This is a genomic window from Heliomarina sp. (assembly GCF_052826185.1).
In genome coordinates, this window is record NZ_JBRBUI010000022.1 from 1 (window position 1) to 14,596 (window position 14,596).

Genomic DNA, 14,596 nt, shown 5'->3' on the forward strand with positions numbered 1-14,596 from the left:
AATGGCGCATCCACTACAATACGATCAGGCCGCACAGCTCATTGGGCTATCGTCCGCCCGCGCCCGAAAGCATCGTGCTAATGGACCAGAGGCCGACGATGCACTAACAATCAAACCGGACCACCCGAGGGGGGCATGCCAGGATCGCTCGGACATCTCGGCAAGTGCGATGCCGCCGAGCAGATCGGTCAGCAAAATCACTCTGCGCCGAAGCACTGCGAAGCCATCAATCGGAGTGTGACCCTCGACCACCCATTTGACCACTGGTTTTGCTTCAAGACGAACTTCATCGGAACAATCCCAATCGCTTGCAAAGTTGATCAACCAGAGGCGGCGCGCGGTCTGGGATATAAATCTTGTAAGATGCCATCGCCCCCGCCGGCGCATTGCTGAAATTGCTCAATGCGCAATATAGGGGGGACCGCGGTCTTTCACAGTCATTACTTTTCTCATGCAATGCATGTCCCCGTTAGAAATAAATACGGAGGCTGGACCCTAAACATCTGGCTTCGCAAAATCCAACCTGTGGCAGCATCGCAGGTATGAATTGTCACGCAGTCATTCATCAACCAGGGTTGAGAATCTCTCCCACCGCGTCTTCAAGCCGCGCATGGTTTGACTACTGCGGAGCGGGACTGAGTAACTGAACTGCTCTGTCCCAAATCAATGCCTGGAAGTTTTGTTCGCTAGCCGGCTTATTGATCTGGGTGCAATGGAGCTAAATTGGGGACCGTCGAAGACGTAGCAACAGGATCGGATCAATCCACCGCAGCAAAGAACCGGTCTCTTCGCTCAAGTTCAACCCGTCGCTTACCCACAAAATCGCATCCGCAACCGCGTCGCGTCCCATCTAATAAATTGCGGCAGGTTAGCACGTGGAAGGTCTGGCAAATAAACGAATTTGAGGTCTCAGTCTTCGTAACCGACCTGCATCTCCAACAAGGCAGACGCCAGGCACTTGCCGTGTGCATCCTGAGCGAGCGACCGGGTCACACCTCCCGACAATGCGCCTCGGATCACAAAGTTCAGCGCTTGTAGCTGCGGAAGTTCAAACCGCTCGATATTCCGCTCAGCGAATGTTTCGAAATGCGCGGCCACCCGATCAGCCGTCATCCAGTCCCGGATCAGGGGCCAATGCGCCGGATCATAAGCGATGACCGATATGTTGGACGTGTCGCCTTTGTCACCGGTACGGCCGTGGGCGATGTCATGCAACTTCATGCTTCACCTCTTTCATCTCGAATGTTGTGGCAACCTCGGCGGCCGGCATCAGAGTCGAGGCGATAGCGACGACCTCGCGTGTGCTTTTCGTTGCGCCGCCGCCGCCGGCCGGACCGGAAAGATAAAGGGCCTCGACCTCTTCCCCAATGGCCTGCGCAGACTCCTCATCGCAACAGCGCGCGGCATAACGCATGCGGACCTCGGCGATTTGATCGATAGGATTCGCGGACGGCCAGACGGAATTTACGCCAATGAGCTCGCCGCGTTCTTCGATGATCCCCACGGCTCTCTGCGAGAGCCGTTCACGCACGAGAGAGATCGCGAGCGTGCCGCGTGCGACACAATTCGCCCCAGCATAGCTGATCTGACCCTCCCCGAACCAGCCATCGCGATAACCTACGGAAACTTTCAGAAACCCGGTCGCTTTGGCCCCCGTCGCGCCGGACACCGCGACACGATCGGGTCCAATTTCTTCGAAATTTACGTTCGAGAAATCCGCGACCACGTCAGGCTGCAAATACCGGACAGGATCATGGATCTCATAGAGCATCTGCTCGATACAGGTTGCCCGCGTGACACAGCCTCCGGTGCCCTCCAGCTTGGTGATGACTGCATTACCGTCGCTGTCCACTTCAGCCAGTGGATGCCCAATATTCGCCAAGTCAGGCACGTCCTTTACGCCGGGGTCGGCAAAATAGCCGCCGGTAATCTGTGCCGCGCATTCCAGAAGATGGCCGACGAGGATGCCGCGGCCCAAACGGTGCCAGTCGTCACGCGCCCAGTCGAATTCATGCACCAGCGGTGCAAGGAAAAGAGAGGGGTCCGAGGCGCGGCCGCAAATGACAACATCCGCTCCGGCGTCAAGCGCAGCGACGAGCCCCTCGATCCCAATATACGCGTTCGCCGAGACCAGCCGGTCGGCCAAAGCCGCAGCTGGCTCACCGGTTTCGTCCAAGGTAAACTTCCCGATCCGGTCGAGCACATCATCGCCTGTTACGGCCGCGACTTTCAATCCTGTTAATCCAAGATCTCGCGCCACGGCTCGTGTGCAGTCGGCGGCCGCAAGCGGGTTCGCCGCCCCCATGTTTGTCACGATGCGCGTGCCATTGCGGACGCAGGCGGGTAGTACCGCACGCATGCGCCGTTCCAGCAACGGATCATAGCCGGTTGACGGATCGGCACTGCGCGCCTGCTGGGCGAGAGCGATTGTTCGCTCCCCGAGGCATTCAAAAATCAGGTAGTCCAACTTCCCACGTTCGGCTAAGTCCACCGCAGGTGCAATGCGGTCGCCCTGAAAGCCGGCCCCTGCCCCTATGCGCAAAATGCTCATGCCAAAGACCTCCGTTGGACTCGCCCTAGAAAATGTGCCGCGACGAGGATCGCAAGGGCGAGAAATGGCGTCACCGGCTGAGGATAGATCGCAAGCGTAATGACAATCGCGTAGATAGCAACATCGACAGCTTTGCGTCCGAAAAGGTGCGCCCCTGACAACAGCGCCGGTACCGCGAGCACCAGCACAAGCCCGGCGACGACTGCTTCGAGGATGTCGAGCGGGACACCGCCCAGAAGCATGCCCGGATAGAGCAGCAGCAGGAAGGGAACGATGTAAGTGACGGCACCAAGCCGAACGGCCTCGCCCGCGGCAGGCAGCCAGTTGGTTCCGGCGATCCCTGCCCCGACAAAGACGGCGACGCAGACAGGTGGCGTGATGACCGATATGGTCGCGAAATAGAACACAAAGAGATGCGCCGCTAGCGGGGCCACCCCCACAGCAGTCATCGCGGGGGCCAATACGGCAGCAACGAGGACATATGCGGCAGTGGTCGGCAGGCCCATCCCCATGATGAGACAGACCAACCCCACGATCAGCGCGACAAGCACCACGGAATCTCCGGCGATATTGACGATCAGCGACGACAGGGTGACGCCGATCCCGGTAAGGTTAATCATCGACACCAGCACCTGTGCACCCGCCAGCAAGACACCGATGATGACAAGTCCCTTGCCTGCGTCCTCCAACCCGTCAAGCAGTTTGGACGCCATCTCGCGCAGGCTCAATCGCCCGGTTTCTGTTGCGAAAAAGGCGATCAATAACCCGATGATGCCATAAAACGCCGAGGTCGAGATCGAGCGCCCCATCCAGATTCCGACGCCAAGGCCTCCGAGCGCGCAGAGGATCGGCAAAACACGCCGGGGGGCGAGGATGCGAGCCCATGCCGGCATTTCATCTTCCGGCACGACGGCCAAACTGCGCTGCAACGCTACGAAATGCACAGTCATAAAGACCGAGAGATAGAAGAGAACCGCAGGTAGGATCGCGGCCACTATGATGGTTAGATACGGCACCCCGAGAATCTCGGCCATGACAAAGGCTGCGGCCCCCATGATCGGCGGCGCGATCTGTCCGCCGGTAGAGGCGACGGCTTCGACCGCCGCGGCAAAGGGACGGGGGTAGCCAAGGCGGATCATCATCGGAATGGTGAAGTTGCCGGTGGTCGCCACATTGGCAACCGCCGAACCCGAGATCATCCCGAACAACCCGCTGGCGATCGTGGCGATCTTGGCCGCACCACCGGGCTGCCGACCGCCGAGCCGGGTGGCGAGATCCATGAAGGCCTGCCCTCCGCCCGTGTGCAGCAATAGCGCACCAAAGAGGACGAAGGCCGCGATAACGGTTGCGGCTACACCCGTCAGCATCCCCCAGATGCCGAGATCACCCAGAAAGATAGTTTCGGTCACAAATGCCGTGTCAAATCCCCGATGACGTAGCGGCCCGGGCAGATAATTTCCGAACAGCGCATAGCCCAATCCCAGCAGAACAAGGATCGGAAAGATCAGCCCGACGGTCCGCCGCCCTAACTCCAGCACGGCGAGCACCAGACCGACAGTGAGCACCTTGTCCAGAGAGGTGGCCCAAGGGAGGCTCGTCATGATCTTGTCGTAATTGACGACGATATAGGCACATGCTGCCACGGTCACCGCAGACAGGGCGAGATCGACAGTGATGCCCACCGGGCGCCAGGTTTTCCCGGCGCCCAATGGAAAAAGCGCAAAGCCCAGACAGGTCACCAGCGCGAGGAACAACGCCCTTTGGATCAACCCCTCAAAGGGACCGGTCGCAGCGGTATAGAGAACGAATAGCCCGACAATGATCGCCAAGCCTCGTTGTACGCGCTCGTGTGTCATAGGTCCGGCCTTACTCTGCGGACTTTAGTTTTGCGGGCAACTCGATGCCCTGCTCCTCGAACCAGCGCGCAGCACCGGGGTGCAGCGGGATCGTACCGAACTGCACGGTGATGTCGGCAAGGTTCGCACCCTGAAGGCTCGCCATCGCGTTTGCCTGCGCTTCCTTGTCCTCCATAACGGCCTTGACGATCTGATAGGCGGTTTTTTCTTCCATCGACGAAGGCGCGCCGACACCGACACCAAAACTCCACGTGGTATAGGCGGGGACGCCATCCGCTGCGCCTTCGGGAATATCGACGACAGAGATGTCCGGCATCTCGGCCTTCAGCTTGTCCGACTGCTCTGGGGTCAAACCTAGAATGGCTATTTCGGTCGAGGTGGCGATGTCCATGGTCGAGCCGTCAAGCTTGTTGCCCGATCCAGACTTTACATATCCCGCGACCCGATTGTCCTTAATCATGTCCACGACATCGGTTGTCGACCCGCGCACGTAATCCGCCGTAAGACCCAGCGTGTTGAAAACAGCTTCGGTTGTAGACTCCGTCGCCGATCCCTTGATACCCGGATTGAAGCGAACGCCTGAGAGACCGGACAAGTCCGAAACACCCGCATCCGCGCGCATGACCACGTTCTGTGGCGCGCCGGTATAAACCCAGAGCAGCGTGAGATCCTGTTGTTTGCCTTCGAATTCATTGGTACCTGCGACAGCGTGCTGCGCAACGTTCGTGGTGACCAGCCCAAGGTCGACCTGCCCCCGCTCCATCCGCCGGATGTTGTCCATCGTGGCCCCGGTTTCAACTACCGAGGCGCGCAGACCTTCGGCGTTTTCGTTGATTAGCTGGCCCACGGCGACAAAATACCCGTAATGGCTTGACGAGGCCGATGTCGATCCGATCAACAGGTCGGTATTCTGCGCGGCCAAGGGGCTCGCAAGAAGCGTCGCGCCCCAAAGCGCGGTTACGAAGTGTTTCATGGTATCCTCCCATTTTGCACCGCATTGCGGGCGTGGTGAGAGTGCGCCAGATCATCTATTGTGAAAAGTGCGATATTGGTAATAATTGATGCATGAAACGCAATACTCCAACCCTCGCCGATTTCCAGGCAGCGCTGATCGTCAGTGAAACCGGTACATTCCGAGCCGCATCCGAGACGCTGGGCATGTCGGCCTCGGCGCTCTCGCGACAGATCGCAGCCCTTGAGGCGCGGTTGGGGACGCGGCTTTTTGACCGCGATACGCGCAATGTTACGCCCACGACCTCTGGACTGGCCTTCGCCCGACTGGCCGAACGCATGATCAACACGTCAACGGATGTCATGGCGGAATTCGATGCGCATCTCTCCGCCAGCAACGGCCGCCTCACAATCGCTGGCCTGCCTTCGGTAACTGCCGGTCTTCTGCCCGATCTGCTGGCAAGCTTCACCGTTGCCCACCCAGACATTGACCTCCGCATCATCGACGCGCTTTCCGGTAGCGTGATGGAGGCGATCGAGACCGGGCGGGCCGACATCGGCTTCATGGCGGGCACCGTGTCGGCGCGGATGCGGCTGACCTTCCACCCACTGATGGACGATCCTTTTGTTGCAGTCGGTGCTCCGCAAGGGCCGCTGGCCGAGGACCGGGTTTACGAAATGGCAGAACTGATCGACATGCCGCTGATCGCGATGGAACCTGGCACGAGCGTCCGGGAACTGCTGAGCGGCGCATGCCAGCGCCTCGAAAAGGAAATTTCTCCCCGGTTCGAAGTCGCCCATCTCGCGACGGCGGGAGCGCTTGTCGCGGTTAATCTCGGCATCACGTTGCTGCCGACATTGACCCTGCCTGTCCTCCCGATGGAACGGCTGATCCGACGGACTATCACAGATTTCGGAGCAAAACGGCGGATCGGAATAGTCCACCAGCCCGGCAGGTCGCTGTCCCCTACGGCGTCCGCCTTTCTTGCCCATGTAAGGCGACATGTCCCTAGCTTGTGACAAGCCTGACAGCGCCACGTCAACGGAATCCTGCACCCAAATTCCAGGACCGCATTTCGCGTTAATTGCTCGCAGGAATACATCTAGACACCCATAAGCTTTATATATTTGATAATTCAGAGAAGTATTCGTTCAGACAGCCATTTTACTATCTTGCGCGAACGATCCTTCCCAGCGACCCTCACCAAGGTGAGGGTCGCGGGACCAAACCGACCTTACATTCATGAACGCGCGAAGCGCCTCGCCCAAGACCAGAAAAACGGCAAAATAGCCAAGCCGGAATGCCGGTTTTGTCTCTGCAATATCGAATGATGCCGCCCTGAGGGCGGCACCAGTGAACATTGTGAGTGCCGGGTCGTGTCGCCCCGACAACCTCCGAAGCAGGATCAGAAACGATGCACGTAAGAGACACCAACAGAGACGGGATCGATTTCTGCCGTACCGATTGGAGCGCCGTTCAGGGTAGCGTCGGTTTCGATGTCCATATATCGCACATTCAAGCGCAGTGAGCCATGTTCAGAGATCTGCCAGTCCGCACCGATGGTGGCTGCAAGCCCAAAGCTGTCGTCCAGTTCAAGGTCGCCAAGTGCCGTCGTCTCTTCAAAGAAAGTGGTATAATTCAAACCGACGCCGAAGAAGGGCGTGACCTTGCCGCGCGTCGGTACGTGGTAAACCAGCGAGACGGTGGGCGGCAGGTGTTTGGTAGAGCCGATCTCGGCGCCGCCGAGAGAAATGCTGTGCTCAAAAGGCGTCGCGGCCAAAAGCTCGATACCGAGGTTATCGAGGATGAAATACTCACCGGTCAACGAAAGTTGAGTGTCATCACCCACGGTGGCTGCCGCACCTGCGAGCGATCCGTTGTCAGATTTCGGGTTCACGTTGATGATCCCGACGCCGAAGGTCCAGTCGCCTTGAGATTGCGCCAAGGCAGGCATTGCTAGAACCGTTGAGAGCGCGCCCAGTGCGAGCACGGAACCGAGGCTGTGGGACAAGATTTTCATGGGGTCATTCCCTTCTTTCTTCATTCTGAAGAGAAGGTTTCACAAAAGCGCGGAGCAAGAACTGATCCAGATCAATTAACCATGCGCTTTCTATATGAAAGTAAACAATAAAATTGCATTTCCGCTATGCAAATTGCGCTGTGCTAGAATGGTAGATAACTTTGCCACATTCTTGCGTTGGGCTGATCCGTTTGCAACTCCGCCATCGCGAGAAAGACGAGACAGGTCCCGCAAAGAGAGATGTTCTACCACAAAATCCCTGACCGCTTGGCAGCGCTCTTGACCGCGTCGACAGTTGAACTGAAGTCCAAATGCGTGAGTTGTTCGACAGCGAGCCGCCACCCTGCAATTGACGCTGCCTTGAATCTCGGCCTGGCTACGTCAATGCCTCTGCAGTCATCAGGAAAGACCACTATCAAAGCAGTCAAGACGCAGGACTGCGAGAGATCCAAACCACTCCAACACAACCGTCCAAATAACGCGTGAAATCTAATTTACTAACGCTCTAGCCCCATGCTGCCCTCGCCAAAAATAATCTGCGTACACAACACGAAGGAGCAGAATATCTCGGCTGCCAGCCACTTTTTCCTATTGCCCGTTTTGCGCGGGTCAGAGTCAATAGGTCATCCATACCTTGGGGTAACACTCACGCAATCGGATGATGCCGGGTCGGCAGGATGAATTTCAAGGCAAAGCCCTCGGGTCGAAATGGCATCACCGGTTCGTCCCTCCTCAAGCCAACCGACTCTGCAGCGTTGGAAAGACATGTATTTCGGTGAAAAGTACCGGTCTCCGCGTTCAAAGATCTTCCAAAGAGGCAATAAAACTTGAGAAGAGCTCACCCTGCGAACTGACGCCCAGTTTACCGTAGATGTTGCGTCGATGGATCCGCACAGTCCCCGAAGCAATTCCAAGGGCTTTGCCCGTCGCCTCTGCCGAATGGCCTTTGAGAACGTATTCCACAACCTCCGCCTCGCGGGGGGTCAGTACATTGCGGCCAAAGCGCTGAAAAGCATCGTCGATCAGTTGCGGCAGCCGCGGACCTGCGCTTGCAGCGGCCGAAAACTCTTTGAGAAGGCCCGCCCAATGCCGTTTGGAGACAGCCTCCACGAAGGGAAAGATCGCTTGAAGGTCCCGGAATTCCCGCGCGGAGAAGGCCTTGAGCTCGCGCATAGCAGAGATCACTACGCTGACGCCCTCCCCTACGTCGAAGATAAAGCCTATTTCTTCAGCAAGTCCGGTCTGAACATAGTAATTGCGGAAATATTCAGCTTGGTAAAAGCGATCCGGTGCAAGGTCTTTCAATCGCACCAGCCGTGACCGCGTCGGCGCCTGGGAATGCAGATAGAAGGGATCCAAAAGATAGGGTCCCTCCTGGTAATCATCAACCATCACGCGGCGCTTTTGTGAAGGAAAATTGTCAAATATATCAAGGGGTCGCAGATCCTTGTGATAGGCGAATATCACTGAGAACTCAAAGGGAACAGTTCTGCGGATCGCGTCGATAAGACTGGGACAGAAGGCTGGCGTCCCCAAGTCCGAAACAACCTTGGCGCTCACGGCAACCCAATCCTGAAGTTGTAATTTTTCGGCCATCTATGCTCTTTGTGGTATATACAACAAATGACAATCTTTTTACCAATTTCACTAAGTACGGCATATGCTGCATAGCGCAACATAAAAGAGGTGGCCATGCTGGATGCGTTAGCTGCGACAGGAAAAACGATGCAACAGGACCAGCAGATGAGCAATTCGCCCGATAAAGTTATCGCGTCCGATTCCGTCGCGGAATTCATCGGCACGACAAAGCGGTTCGGGAGCATCACGGCGGCGGATGGCCTCTCACTGCGGATCCGGCGGGGTGAATTTCTTTCTTTCCTTGGCCCGTCAGGCTGCGGCAAGACCACGGCGCTGCGGATGCTTGCGGGCTTCGAACGTCCCACCGAAGGCGACGTTTTGATCGACGGCTCGAATGTCTCGGGTTTGCCAGCCCACCGCCGCCCGGTGAACATGGTGTTCCAGCATTACGCGCTCTTTCCGCATATGAATGTCGCCCAGAATGTAGGCTACGGCCTCCGCCAGCGCCGCCCCCGTATGCCAAAGGCGGAGATCGCGCAGAAAGTTGCGAAGGCGCTGGAGACCGTGCGCCTGTCGGACTTTTCAGATCGCCGCATTTGGGAGCTGTCGGGCGGTCAACAGCAGCGCGTCGCCCTCGCTCGGGCAATCGTTAACGAACCCAAGATCCTGCTGCTTGATGAACCCATGGCCGCACTTGATGCCAAGCTGCGCGGCGAGATGCAGCGCGAATTACTGGCCTTGCAACGTAGCCTTGGCATCACCTTCGTTCTGGTCACCCACGACCAGGAAGAAGCGCTCGCCATGTCGGACCGCATCTGCATCATGGGCAAAGGGCGGATTGCGCAGGTCGGCACGCCCGGAGATCTTTATGATCGTCCCCGCTCCCGCTATGTGGCCGATTTCGTCGGCAAGGCGAATATCCTCACTGCAGAGATTGTCGACACGCGCGACAACATGGTGACTGTCCGTCTGCGCTCTGGCGCACTCGTCGCAGTACAGCAAAACCCCGACGACAGCCGTGCACGGGCCGATATCGCCGTCCGACCAGAGGCGCTTTTGCTCGCAGCGCCGGACGCACCGGTTCCGGTATCCACCACCGCAACGCTGCCAGCCCGCGTCACCCACCGAACCTTTCTGGGCGATCACACCGAATACCTGCTGGAAGCCGATGACCTCGGCACCCTGCAGGTGAATGTCCCGCAACAAGCCGAAAGAGTCTCGGGCGGGCATGACGTGGGCGCACGCGTCCATGTTCTTTGGCCGGAGGGAACGGGTCTCGTTCTCGCCGCTGACGACTGAAGTTTTCTCGGTTCAACAAGGGATTAAGACAATGAAAGACGATAACAAGCCGATCTCACGAAAGGCCTTCATGCAAGAGCTGCGCAGCTACCAGAATGGCTCTATCACGCGGCGGCACTTTATGGGTGTCACCGGTCTGGGCACCGCCATGGCGGTTATGGGCGGCTCCATGCCCGCGCTCTTGCCGTCCCGTGCTCGGGCACAAGAAATAGGCGATCGCGTCGTCCTTGCCACTTGGCCAAACTATCACGATCCAGCCAATTTCGACAGGTTCGCCGAAAAGACCGGGGCCTATTCGCAGGTCAACGTATTCGGGTCGAACGAGGAAATGCTGGCCAAGATACAGGCCGGCGGCTCTGGTTGGGATGTCTTCGTACCGACCAACTATGCGATCCCCACCTATGTGGATGCCGACCTGATCGAACCGCTGGATCTGTCCAAGATCCCAAACTACGATGCTGCGGCCTTTGATCCGCGCTTCGCCGAAGCCGGCACCATCAATGGCACCGTCTATGCCGTGCCCAAAAACTGGGGCACCACCGGTATCGCCTTCAACAGCGACAAGACCGGCGGTGTGGTCGATAGCTGGAAGACCTTCTTTGACGGCGCGCGTGACCAGTTCGACGGTCGCGTCATGGTGCATGACTACCAGCTCACCACCATCGGTAACGCGCTGGTCTACCACGGCTTCAGCTTCAATTCGGTCGATCCGGCTGAGCTTGCACAGGCAGAGAAGCTGCTGATCGACGTCAAGCCTCACCTCTACGCCATCTCCTCGGATTACCAGCCCGCGATGCGTAACGGCGATGCCTGGCTGACCATGTGCTGGACCGGCGACGGCAAGCAGATGCACACTGACATCCCGGAGATCGGCTTTGCGCTTGGCAAGGAAGGCGGAGAGATCTGGTCTGATTACTACGCTATTCCCAAGGACGCCCCCCACAAGGAAGCCGCCTATGCGCTTATCAACTTCCTGCTTGATCCGGAAGTGAACAAGGCAGAGGTGCTGGCACACGGCTACCCCGTTGCCGACAGCCGGACCAATGCAATGCTGCCCGAAGAGTTGCTGAACGATCCGATCCTCTACCCGGCAGCTGAAGAGTTGGATGCGCTGGAATTTGGCGCCGCCGTCACCCTTACGGATCCCAACCGGGCCGAGCTGATGGCACGGTTTAAATCGGCCTGACGTCTAGCGCAGACACGCGACAAGAAAGGAAGTAAGGACGATGGCCATTACCCCATCCAGGGCACGGGGGCTGCTGCTGACACCCGCGGGACTGTGGTACGCAGCGCTTTTGCTGCTGCCACTGGCCGTCGTCCTGATCTTTTCTTTCGGAGAGCGCAGCCCCATCGGCGGCTACGCTCCCGGCTTTACCTTTGCTCAGTACGCAAACTTGCCCGCCCGGTTCGCCGCCTTTCGCAACACTTTGACGCTGGCCCCTATAGGAACCCTTGCCGCGCTGCTGATCGCCTATCCGCTGGCCTACTTCCTCGCCGTGAAGGTGACGCCAAAGTGGAAGACGCTGCTGCTGGTACTGGTGATCGTGCCTTTCTGGACCTCGATCCTGATCCGTTCCTACGCCTGGATCTTCCTGCTTGGCGGTAAAGGCATCCCGGCCCTCCTTGTCCATCTCGGCTTAGATGATATCCGGCTGCTCAACACCCCCTTCGCCGTCTTGGTCGGCATCGTCTACGGCTATCTGCCGCTGATGGTCTTCCCGATCTATGTGGCGCTGGAGAAACTGGACAAGCGCCTGCTGGAAGCCTCTGCCGACTTGGGGACGCCGCCATGGCGCAGCTTCCTGCAGATTACCCTGCCGCTGTCCATGCCCGGCGTTCTGACAGGCTGCATGTTGGTTTTTATCCTGCTGATGGGGGAATTCCTAATCCCGGCAATCTTGGGCGGCGGCAAAGTCTTCTTCGTCGGCAACGCACTGGTCGACCTGTTTCTGCAATCCCGCAACTGGGCGTTCGGCTCTGCCGTTGCGGTGGCACTGGTGGTGGTAATGCTGGTGGTTGTGGCGCTCTATTCGCGCGCGGTGAAACGATTTGGCGCCACCCGCGACGACACTGGCCTGATGTGAGGGTGACATGAGACTCTATGCCCTGGCGGTCTACGCCTTCCTGTACCTTCCCATCTGCATCATCGCCCTGTTCTCCTTTTCAGAAGGACGATCTGCCGCCTCCATGCAGGGTTTCACTTTCGACTGGTACCTGCGCGCCCTTAAAAATCCTTTCGTGATGGAGGCGCTCTGGACTTCTGTACGCGTCGCCTTCCTGTCCGCCCTTATGGCGACGGTGGTTGGCACCATGGCAGCCCTGGCTTTGACGGGAATGCAAGGTCGGGTGCGCAAAATGTTCGACTTACTTGTGCAGATCGCCGTTATGATCCCTGGCATCGTTATCGGTATCGCGACCCTGATCGCGCTTGTTACGGTCTTCGACCTCGTGAACCCCTGGTTGGAACCGGCCACCGGCTGGAAACTGTCGCTTGGCACCGGCTCACTGATCGGGGCGCACGGAATGTTCACCATGTCGCTGGTCGTGCTGCTGGTGCGCGGTCGGATGGAGACGCTTGATCCCGCCTTGATCGAGGCGTCAAGCGATCTTGGCGCCACGCCCTTCGGCACCTTCCGGCAGGTGACGCTGCCTCAGATCCTGCCGGCGGTTCTGGCAGGCTTCCTGCTGGCCTTCACCTTCAGCTTTGATGATTTCATCATTGCCTTCTTTGTCGCCGGGGCCGAAACCACCCTGCCGATCTACGTCTTTTCCTCCATCCGCCGCGGCGTGACTCCGGAGATCAACGCGATCGGCACCATGGTTATGGTCGCCTCGCTCACCATCCTAATCTTTGCGCAGGTTCTCCTGCGCCGGACCCAGGCGCAACCGCGCCGCTGAATACTTGCAGGAGTACCCTATGCTGAAGAACCGAGTCGCCCTGGTCACGGCCGCCGGATCCGGGATCGGTCGCGCCGGTGCACTGACTATGGCGCGCGAAGGTGCTAACGTTATCGTCACTGACCTGGACTCCGGCCTGGCCGAGGAAACCGCCGAGCAGATCCGCGCCGCCGGAGGCTTGGCGATGGGGCTGGCACTCGATATGCGCGACGATGCAGCGGTCGAAGGAATGATCAACCGCATCGCCCGGGACCAGGGACGCCTTGACATTCTCCACTCTCATGCCGGCATCCAAATAGAAGGCAGGGCCGAAGACGTTTCTCCACAGCAGATGGATGCCGCTTGGGCACTTAACGTGCGCGCCCATTTCGTAGCCGCCCGCGCCACCATCCCGGTGATGCGGGCGCAAGGCGGCGGATCCGTGATCATCACCGCCTCCAATTCCGGTTGCCAGTATGATCGCGGCATGGTCTCCTACGCCACGACGAAACACGCGGCCGTCGCCATGGTAAAACAGATGGCAGCCGACTACGCGCGTGAAAACATTCGCTTCAACGCCCTCTGCCCCGGCTTCGTCGACACCCCCTTTAACGCTGGCTTCGAAACTCAGATGGGCGGGCGGGCAAAACTGGAAAGTTACATCGCCGACTCGATCCCGATGGGCCGCTGGGCCTCGGTCGAAGAAATCGCTGAAGGTATCCTGTACCTCGCCTCGGACCGCTCCGCCTTTGTCACCGGGTTAGCCCTCGTCATTGACGGTGGAGAAGTGCTTTAGGCTTGAGAGCAGTATGCGGGACATCGTGACGACACACGATTTTTTGTCGTGGCAGCACGCAAAAGGTCAGGCGAACATCTCAGCCGGGCGAGGTAAAAGCGCCTCCATAGGTTTCGACCAGGAAGCTGGCAAAACACCGGCCGCGACCGATATTGCCAAGTCCGTCCACGATGATCATCAAAAAGGCTACGCTGGAATAAGGAAAACCGACGCAGCGTTCCCTAGATCTAGTTCAGCCCGAGCGCGGCAAGCGCGTAGAGCCATCCTGGGACGAGCGAGGCAAATAGTATTTGCACTGAATATAACGTATCCACGACGGTCCTTTTCTCGTTGCTCTGCTCCGAGGGCATGGCGCGCGACCAAGTTTGCGCGGGTTTAATGGCTTAAAGAGGATCTTTTCCACCGGGGACAGGATCCCCGGTTGATCAGCCCTGGTTCGGGGCGAAGTCTCCACGCTTCAACGATTCGGGCCAAACTATTGCGATCTTCCTATCCTGGAACCAAACAATTCCGGGCCGCGTCCACGCATTCTGCACACCGCCAAAACTCACTTCACTGTTGATCGTGTCGAAGGGTCAAGTTCGTCCAATAAATCGCTCAGTCGCGGTCCTTCGGAGAGCGACAAGCCGACAATGTCTTCTGGATCCTCAACAGCAGACGCCGGACG

Annotated in this window: 12 protein-coding genes and 1 pseudogene; 7 read left to right on the plus strand and 6 right to left on the minus strand. The window is 58.3% G+C overall.

The window, feature by feature from the left end; all coding sequences use genetic code 11:
- Positions 1-74: pseudogene (locus ACU0FH_RS08530) on the plus strand (integrase core domain-containing protein); the annotation flags it as partial.
- A gap of 835 nt (positions 75-909) precedes the next feature.
- Here ACU0FH_RS08530 and ACU0FH_RS08535 read toward each other — a convergent pair.
- Genes ACU0FH_RS08535 through ACU0FH_RS08550 form a run of 4 tightly spaced genes read right to left on the minus strand, consistent with a single transcriptional unit; the run spans position 910 to position 5,380 of the window.
- Entirely contained in the window at positions 910-1,221 is a 312-nt protein-coding gene (locus tag ACU0FH_RS08535; RefSeq protein WP_446194232.1) for an AtuA-related protein, read from the minus strand.
- Positions 1,208-2,551: an acyclic terpene utilization AtuA family protein gene (locus tag ACU0FH_RS08540; RefSeq protein ID WP_446194233.1), complete on the minus strand. Its 1,344-nt coding sequence runs from the start codon at positions 2,549-2,551 to the stop codon at positions 1,208-1,210. The genes ACU0FH_RS08535 and ACU0FH_RS08540 overlap by 14 nt, the downstream gene beginning before the upstream one ends.
- Entirely contained in the window at positions 2,548-4,407 is a 1,860-nt protein-coding gene (locus tag ACU0FH_RS08545) for a TRAP transporter permease (RefSeq protein WP_446194234.1), read from the minus strand. Before ACU0FH_RS08545 ends, ACU0FH_RS08540 begins: the two co-directional genes overlap by 4 nt.
- A gap of 10 nt (positions 4,408-4,417) precedes the next feature.
- The gene (locus ACU0FH_RS08550) at positions 4,418-5,380 is read right to left on the minus strand and encodes a TAXI family TRAP transporter solute-binding subunit (protein ID WP_446194235.1); all 963 of its coding nucleotides are present in this window, start codon (positions 5,378-5,380) and stop codon (positions 4,418-4,420) included.
- A 92-nt stretch (positions 5,381-5,472) separates the two neighbouring features.
- Between ACU0FH_RS08550 and ACU0FH_RS08555 the strand changes: the two genes are divergently transcribed.
- Complete coding sequence (locus tag ACU0FH_RS08555; RefSeq protein WP_446194236.1) at positions 5,473-6,378, plus strand: LysR family transcriptional regulator; 906 nt, start codon at positions 5,473-5,475, stop codon at positions 6,376-6,378.
- Positions 6,379-6,764: 386 nt separating this feature from the next.
- On the opposite strand, the gene ACU0FH_RS08560 is transcribed toward ACU0FH_RS08555, so the two are convergent.
- Positions 6,765-7,379 (minus strand): OmpW/AlkL family protein, encoded by a 615-nt coding sequence (locus tag ACU0FH_RS08560; RefSeq protein ID WP_446194237.1) that lies wholly within the window; start codon positions 7,377-7,379, stop codon positions 6,765-6,767.
- A gap of 798 nt (positions 7,380-8,177) precedes the next feature.
- Complete coding sequence (locus tag ACU0FH_RS08565) at positions 8,178-8,975, minus strand: helix-turn-helix transcriptional regulator (protein WP_446194238.1); 798 nt, start codon at positions 8,973-8,975, stop codon at positions 8,178-8,180.
- Between the two features lie 147 nt (positions 8,976-9,122).
- On the opposite strand from ACU0FH_RS08565, the gene ACU0FH_RS08570 reads away from it, so the two are divergent.
- The 5 genes from ACU0FH_RS08570 to ACU0FH_RS08590 are packed head-to-tail and all read left to right on the plus strand — an operon-like array spanning position 9,123 to position 13,929.
- Positions 9,123-10,256, plus strand: a complete 1,134-nt coding sequence (locus tag ACU0FH_RS08570; protein WP_446194266.1) for an ABC transporter ATP-binding protein — start codon at positions 9,123-9,125, stop codon at positions 10,254-10,256.
- A 31-nt stretch (positions 10,257-10,287) separates the two neighbouring features.
- Positions 10,288-11,442 carry an ABC transporter substrate-binding protein gene (locus ACU0FH_RS08575; RefSeq protein WP_446194239.1) on the plus strand — a complete coding sequence of 385 codons (1,155 nt, stop codon included), beginning with the start codon at positions 10,288-10,290 and terminating at the stop codon, positions 11,440-11,442.
- A gap of 40 nt (positions 11,443-11,482) precedes the next feature.
- A complete protein-coding gene (locus ACU0FH_RS08580) occupies positions 11,483-12,340 on the plus strand; it encodes an ABC transporter permease (RefSeq protein WP_446194240.1) in 858 nt (285 codons plus the stop codon).
- 7 nt (positions 12,341-12,347) lie between these two features.
- Positions 12,348-13,154 (plus strand): ABC transporter permease, encoded by an 807-nt coding sequence (locus tag ACU0FH_RS08585; protein ID WP_446194241.1) that lies wholly within the window; start codon positions 12,348-12,350, stop codon positions 13,152-13,154.
- Between the two features lie 19 nt (positions 13,155-13,173).
- Positions 13,174-13,929 carry an SDR family NAD(P)-dependent oxidoreductase gene (locus ACU0FH_RS08590; protein ID WP_446194242.1) on the plus strand — a complete coding sequence of 252 codons (756 nt, stop codon included), beginning with the start codon at positions 13,174-13,176 and terminating at the stop codon, positions 13,927-13,929.
- The last annotated feature ends 667 nt before the right edge of the window (positions 13,930-14,596 follow it).

Bases quoted from the DNA above. Each gene is read 5' to 3' on its own strand.
- ACU0FH_RS08535 (WP_446194232.1), bottom strand. From the start codon at position 1,221: ATGAAGTTGCATGACATCGCCCACGGCCGTACCGGTGACAAAGGCGAC.
- ACU0FH_RS08540 (WP_446194233.1), bottom strand. From the start codon at position 2,551: ATGAGCATTTTGCGCATAGGGGCAGGGGCCGGCTTTCAGGGCGACCGC.
- ACU0FH_RS08545 (WP_446194234.1), bottom strand. From the start codon at position 4,407: ATGACACACGAGCGCGTACAACGAGGCTTGGCGATCATTGTCGGGCTA.
- ACU0FH_RS08550 (WP_446194235.1), bottom strand. From the start codon at position 5,380: ATGAAACACTTCGTAACCGCGCTTTGGGGCGCGACGCTTCTTGCGAGC.
- ACU0FH_RS08555 (WP_446194236.1), top strand. From the start codon at position 5,473: ATGAAACGCAATACTCCAACCCTCGCCGATTTCCAGGCAGCGCTGATC.
- ACU0FH_RS08560 (WP_446194237.1), bottom strand. From the start codon at position 7,379: ATGAAAATCTTGTCCCACAGCCTCGGTTCCGTGCTCGCACTGGGCGCG.
- ACU0FH_RS08565 (WP_446194238.1), bottom strand. From the start codon at position 8,975: ATGGCCGAAAAATTACAACTTCAGGATTGGGTTGCCGTGAGCGCCAAG.
- ACU0FH_RS08570 (WP_446194266.1), top strand. From the start codon at position 9,123: ATGAGCAATTCGCCCGATAAAGTTATCGCGTCCGATTCCGTCGCGGAA.
- ACU0FH_RS08575 (WP_446194239.1), top strand. From the start codon at position 10,288: ATGAAAGACGATAACAAGCCGATCTCACGAAAGGCCTTCATGCAAGAG.
- ACU0FH_RS08580 (WP_446194240.1), top strand. From the start codon at position 11,483: ATGGCCATTACCCCATCCAGGGCACGGGGGCTGCTGCTGACACCCGCG.
- ACU0FH_RS08585 (WP_446194241.1), top strand. From the start codon at position 12,348: ATGAGACTCTATGCCCTGGCGGTCTACGCCTTCCTGTACCTTCCCATC.
- ACU0FH_RS08590 (WP_446194242.1), top strand. From the start codon at position 13,174: ATGCTGAAGAACCGAGTCGCCCTGGTCACGGCCGCCGGATCCGGGATC.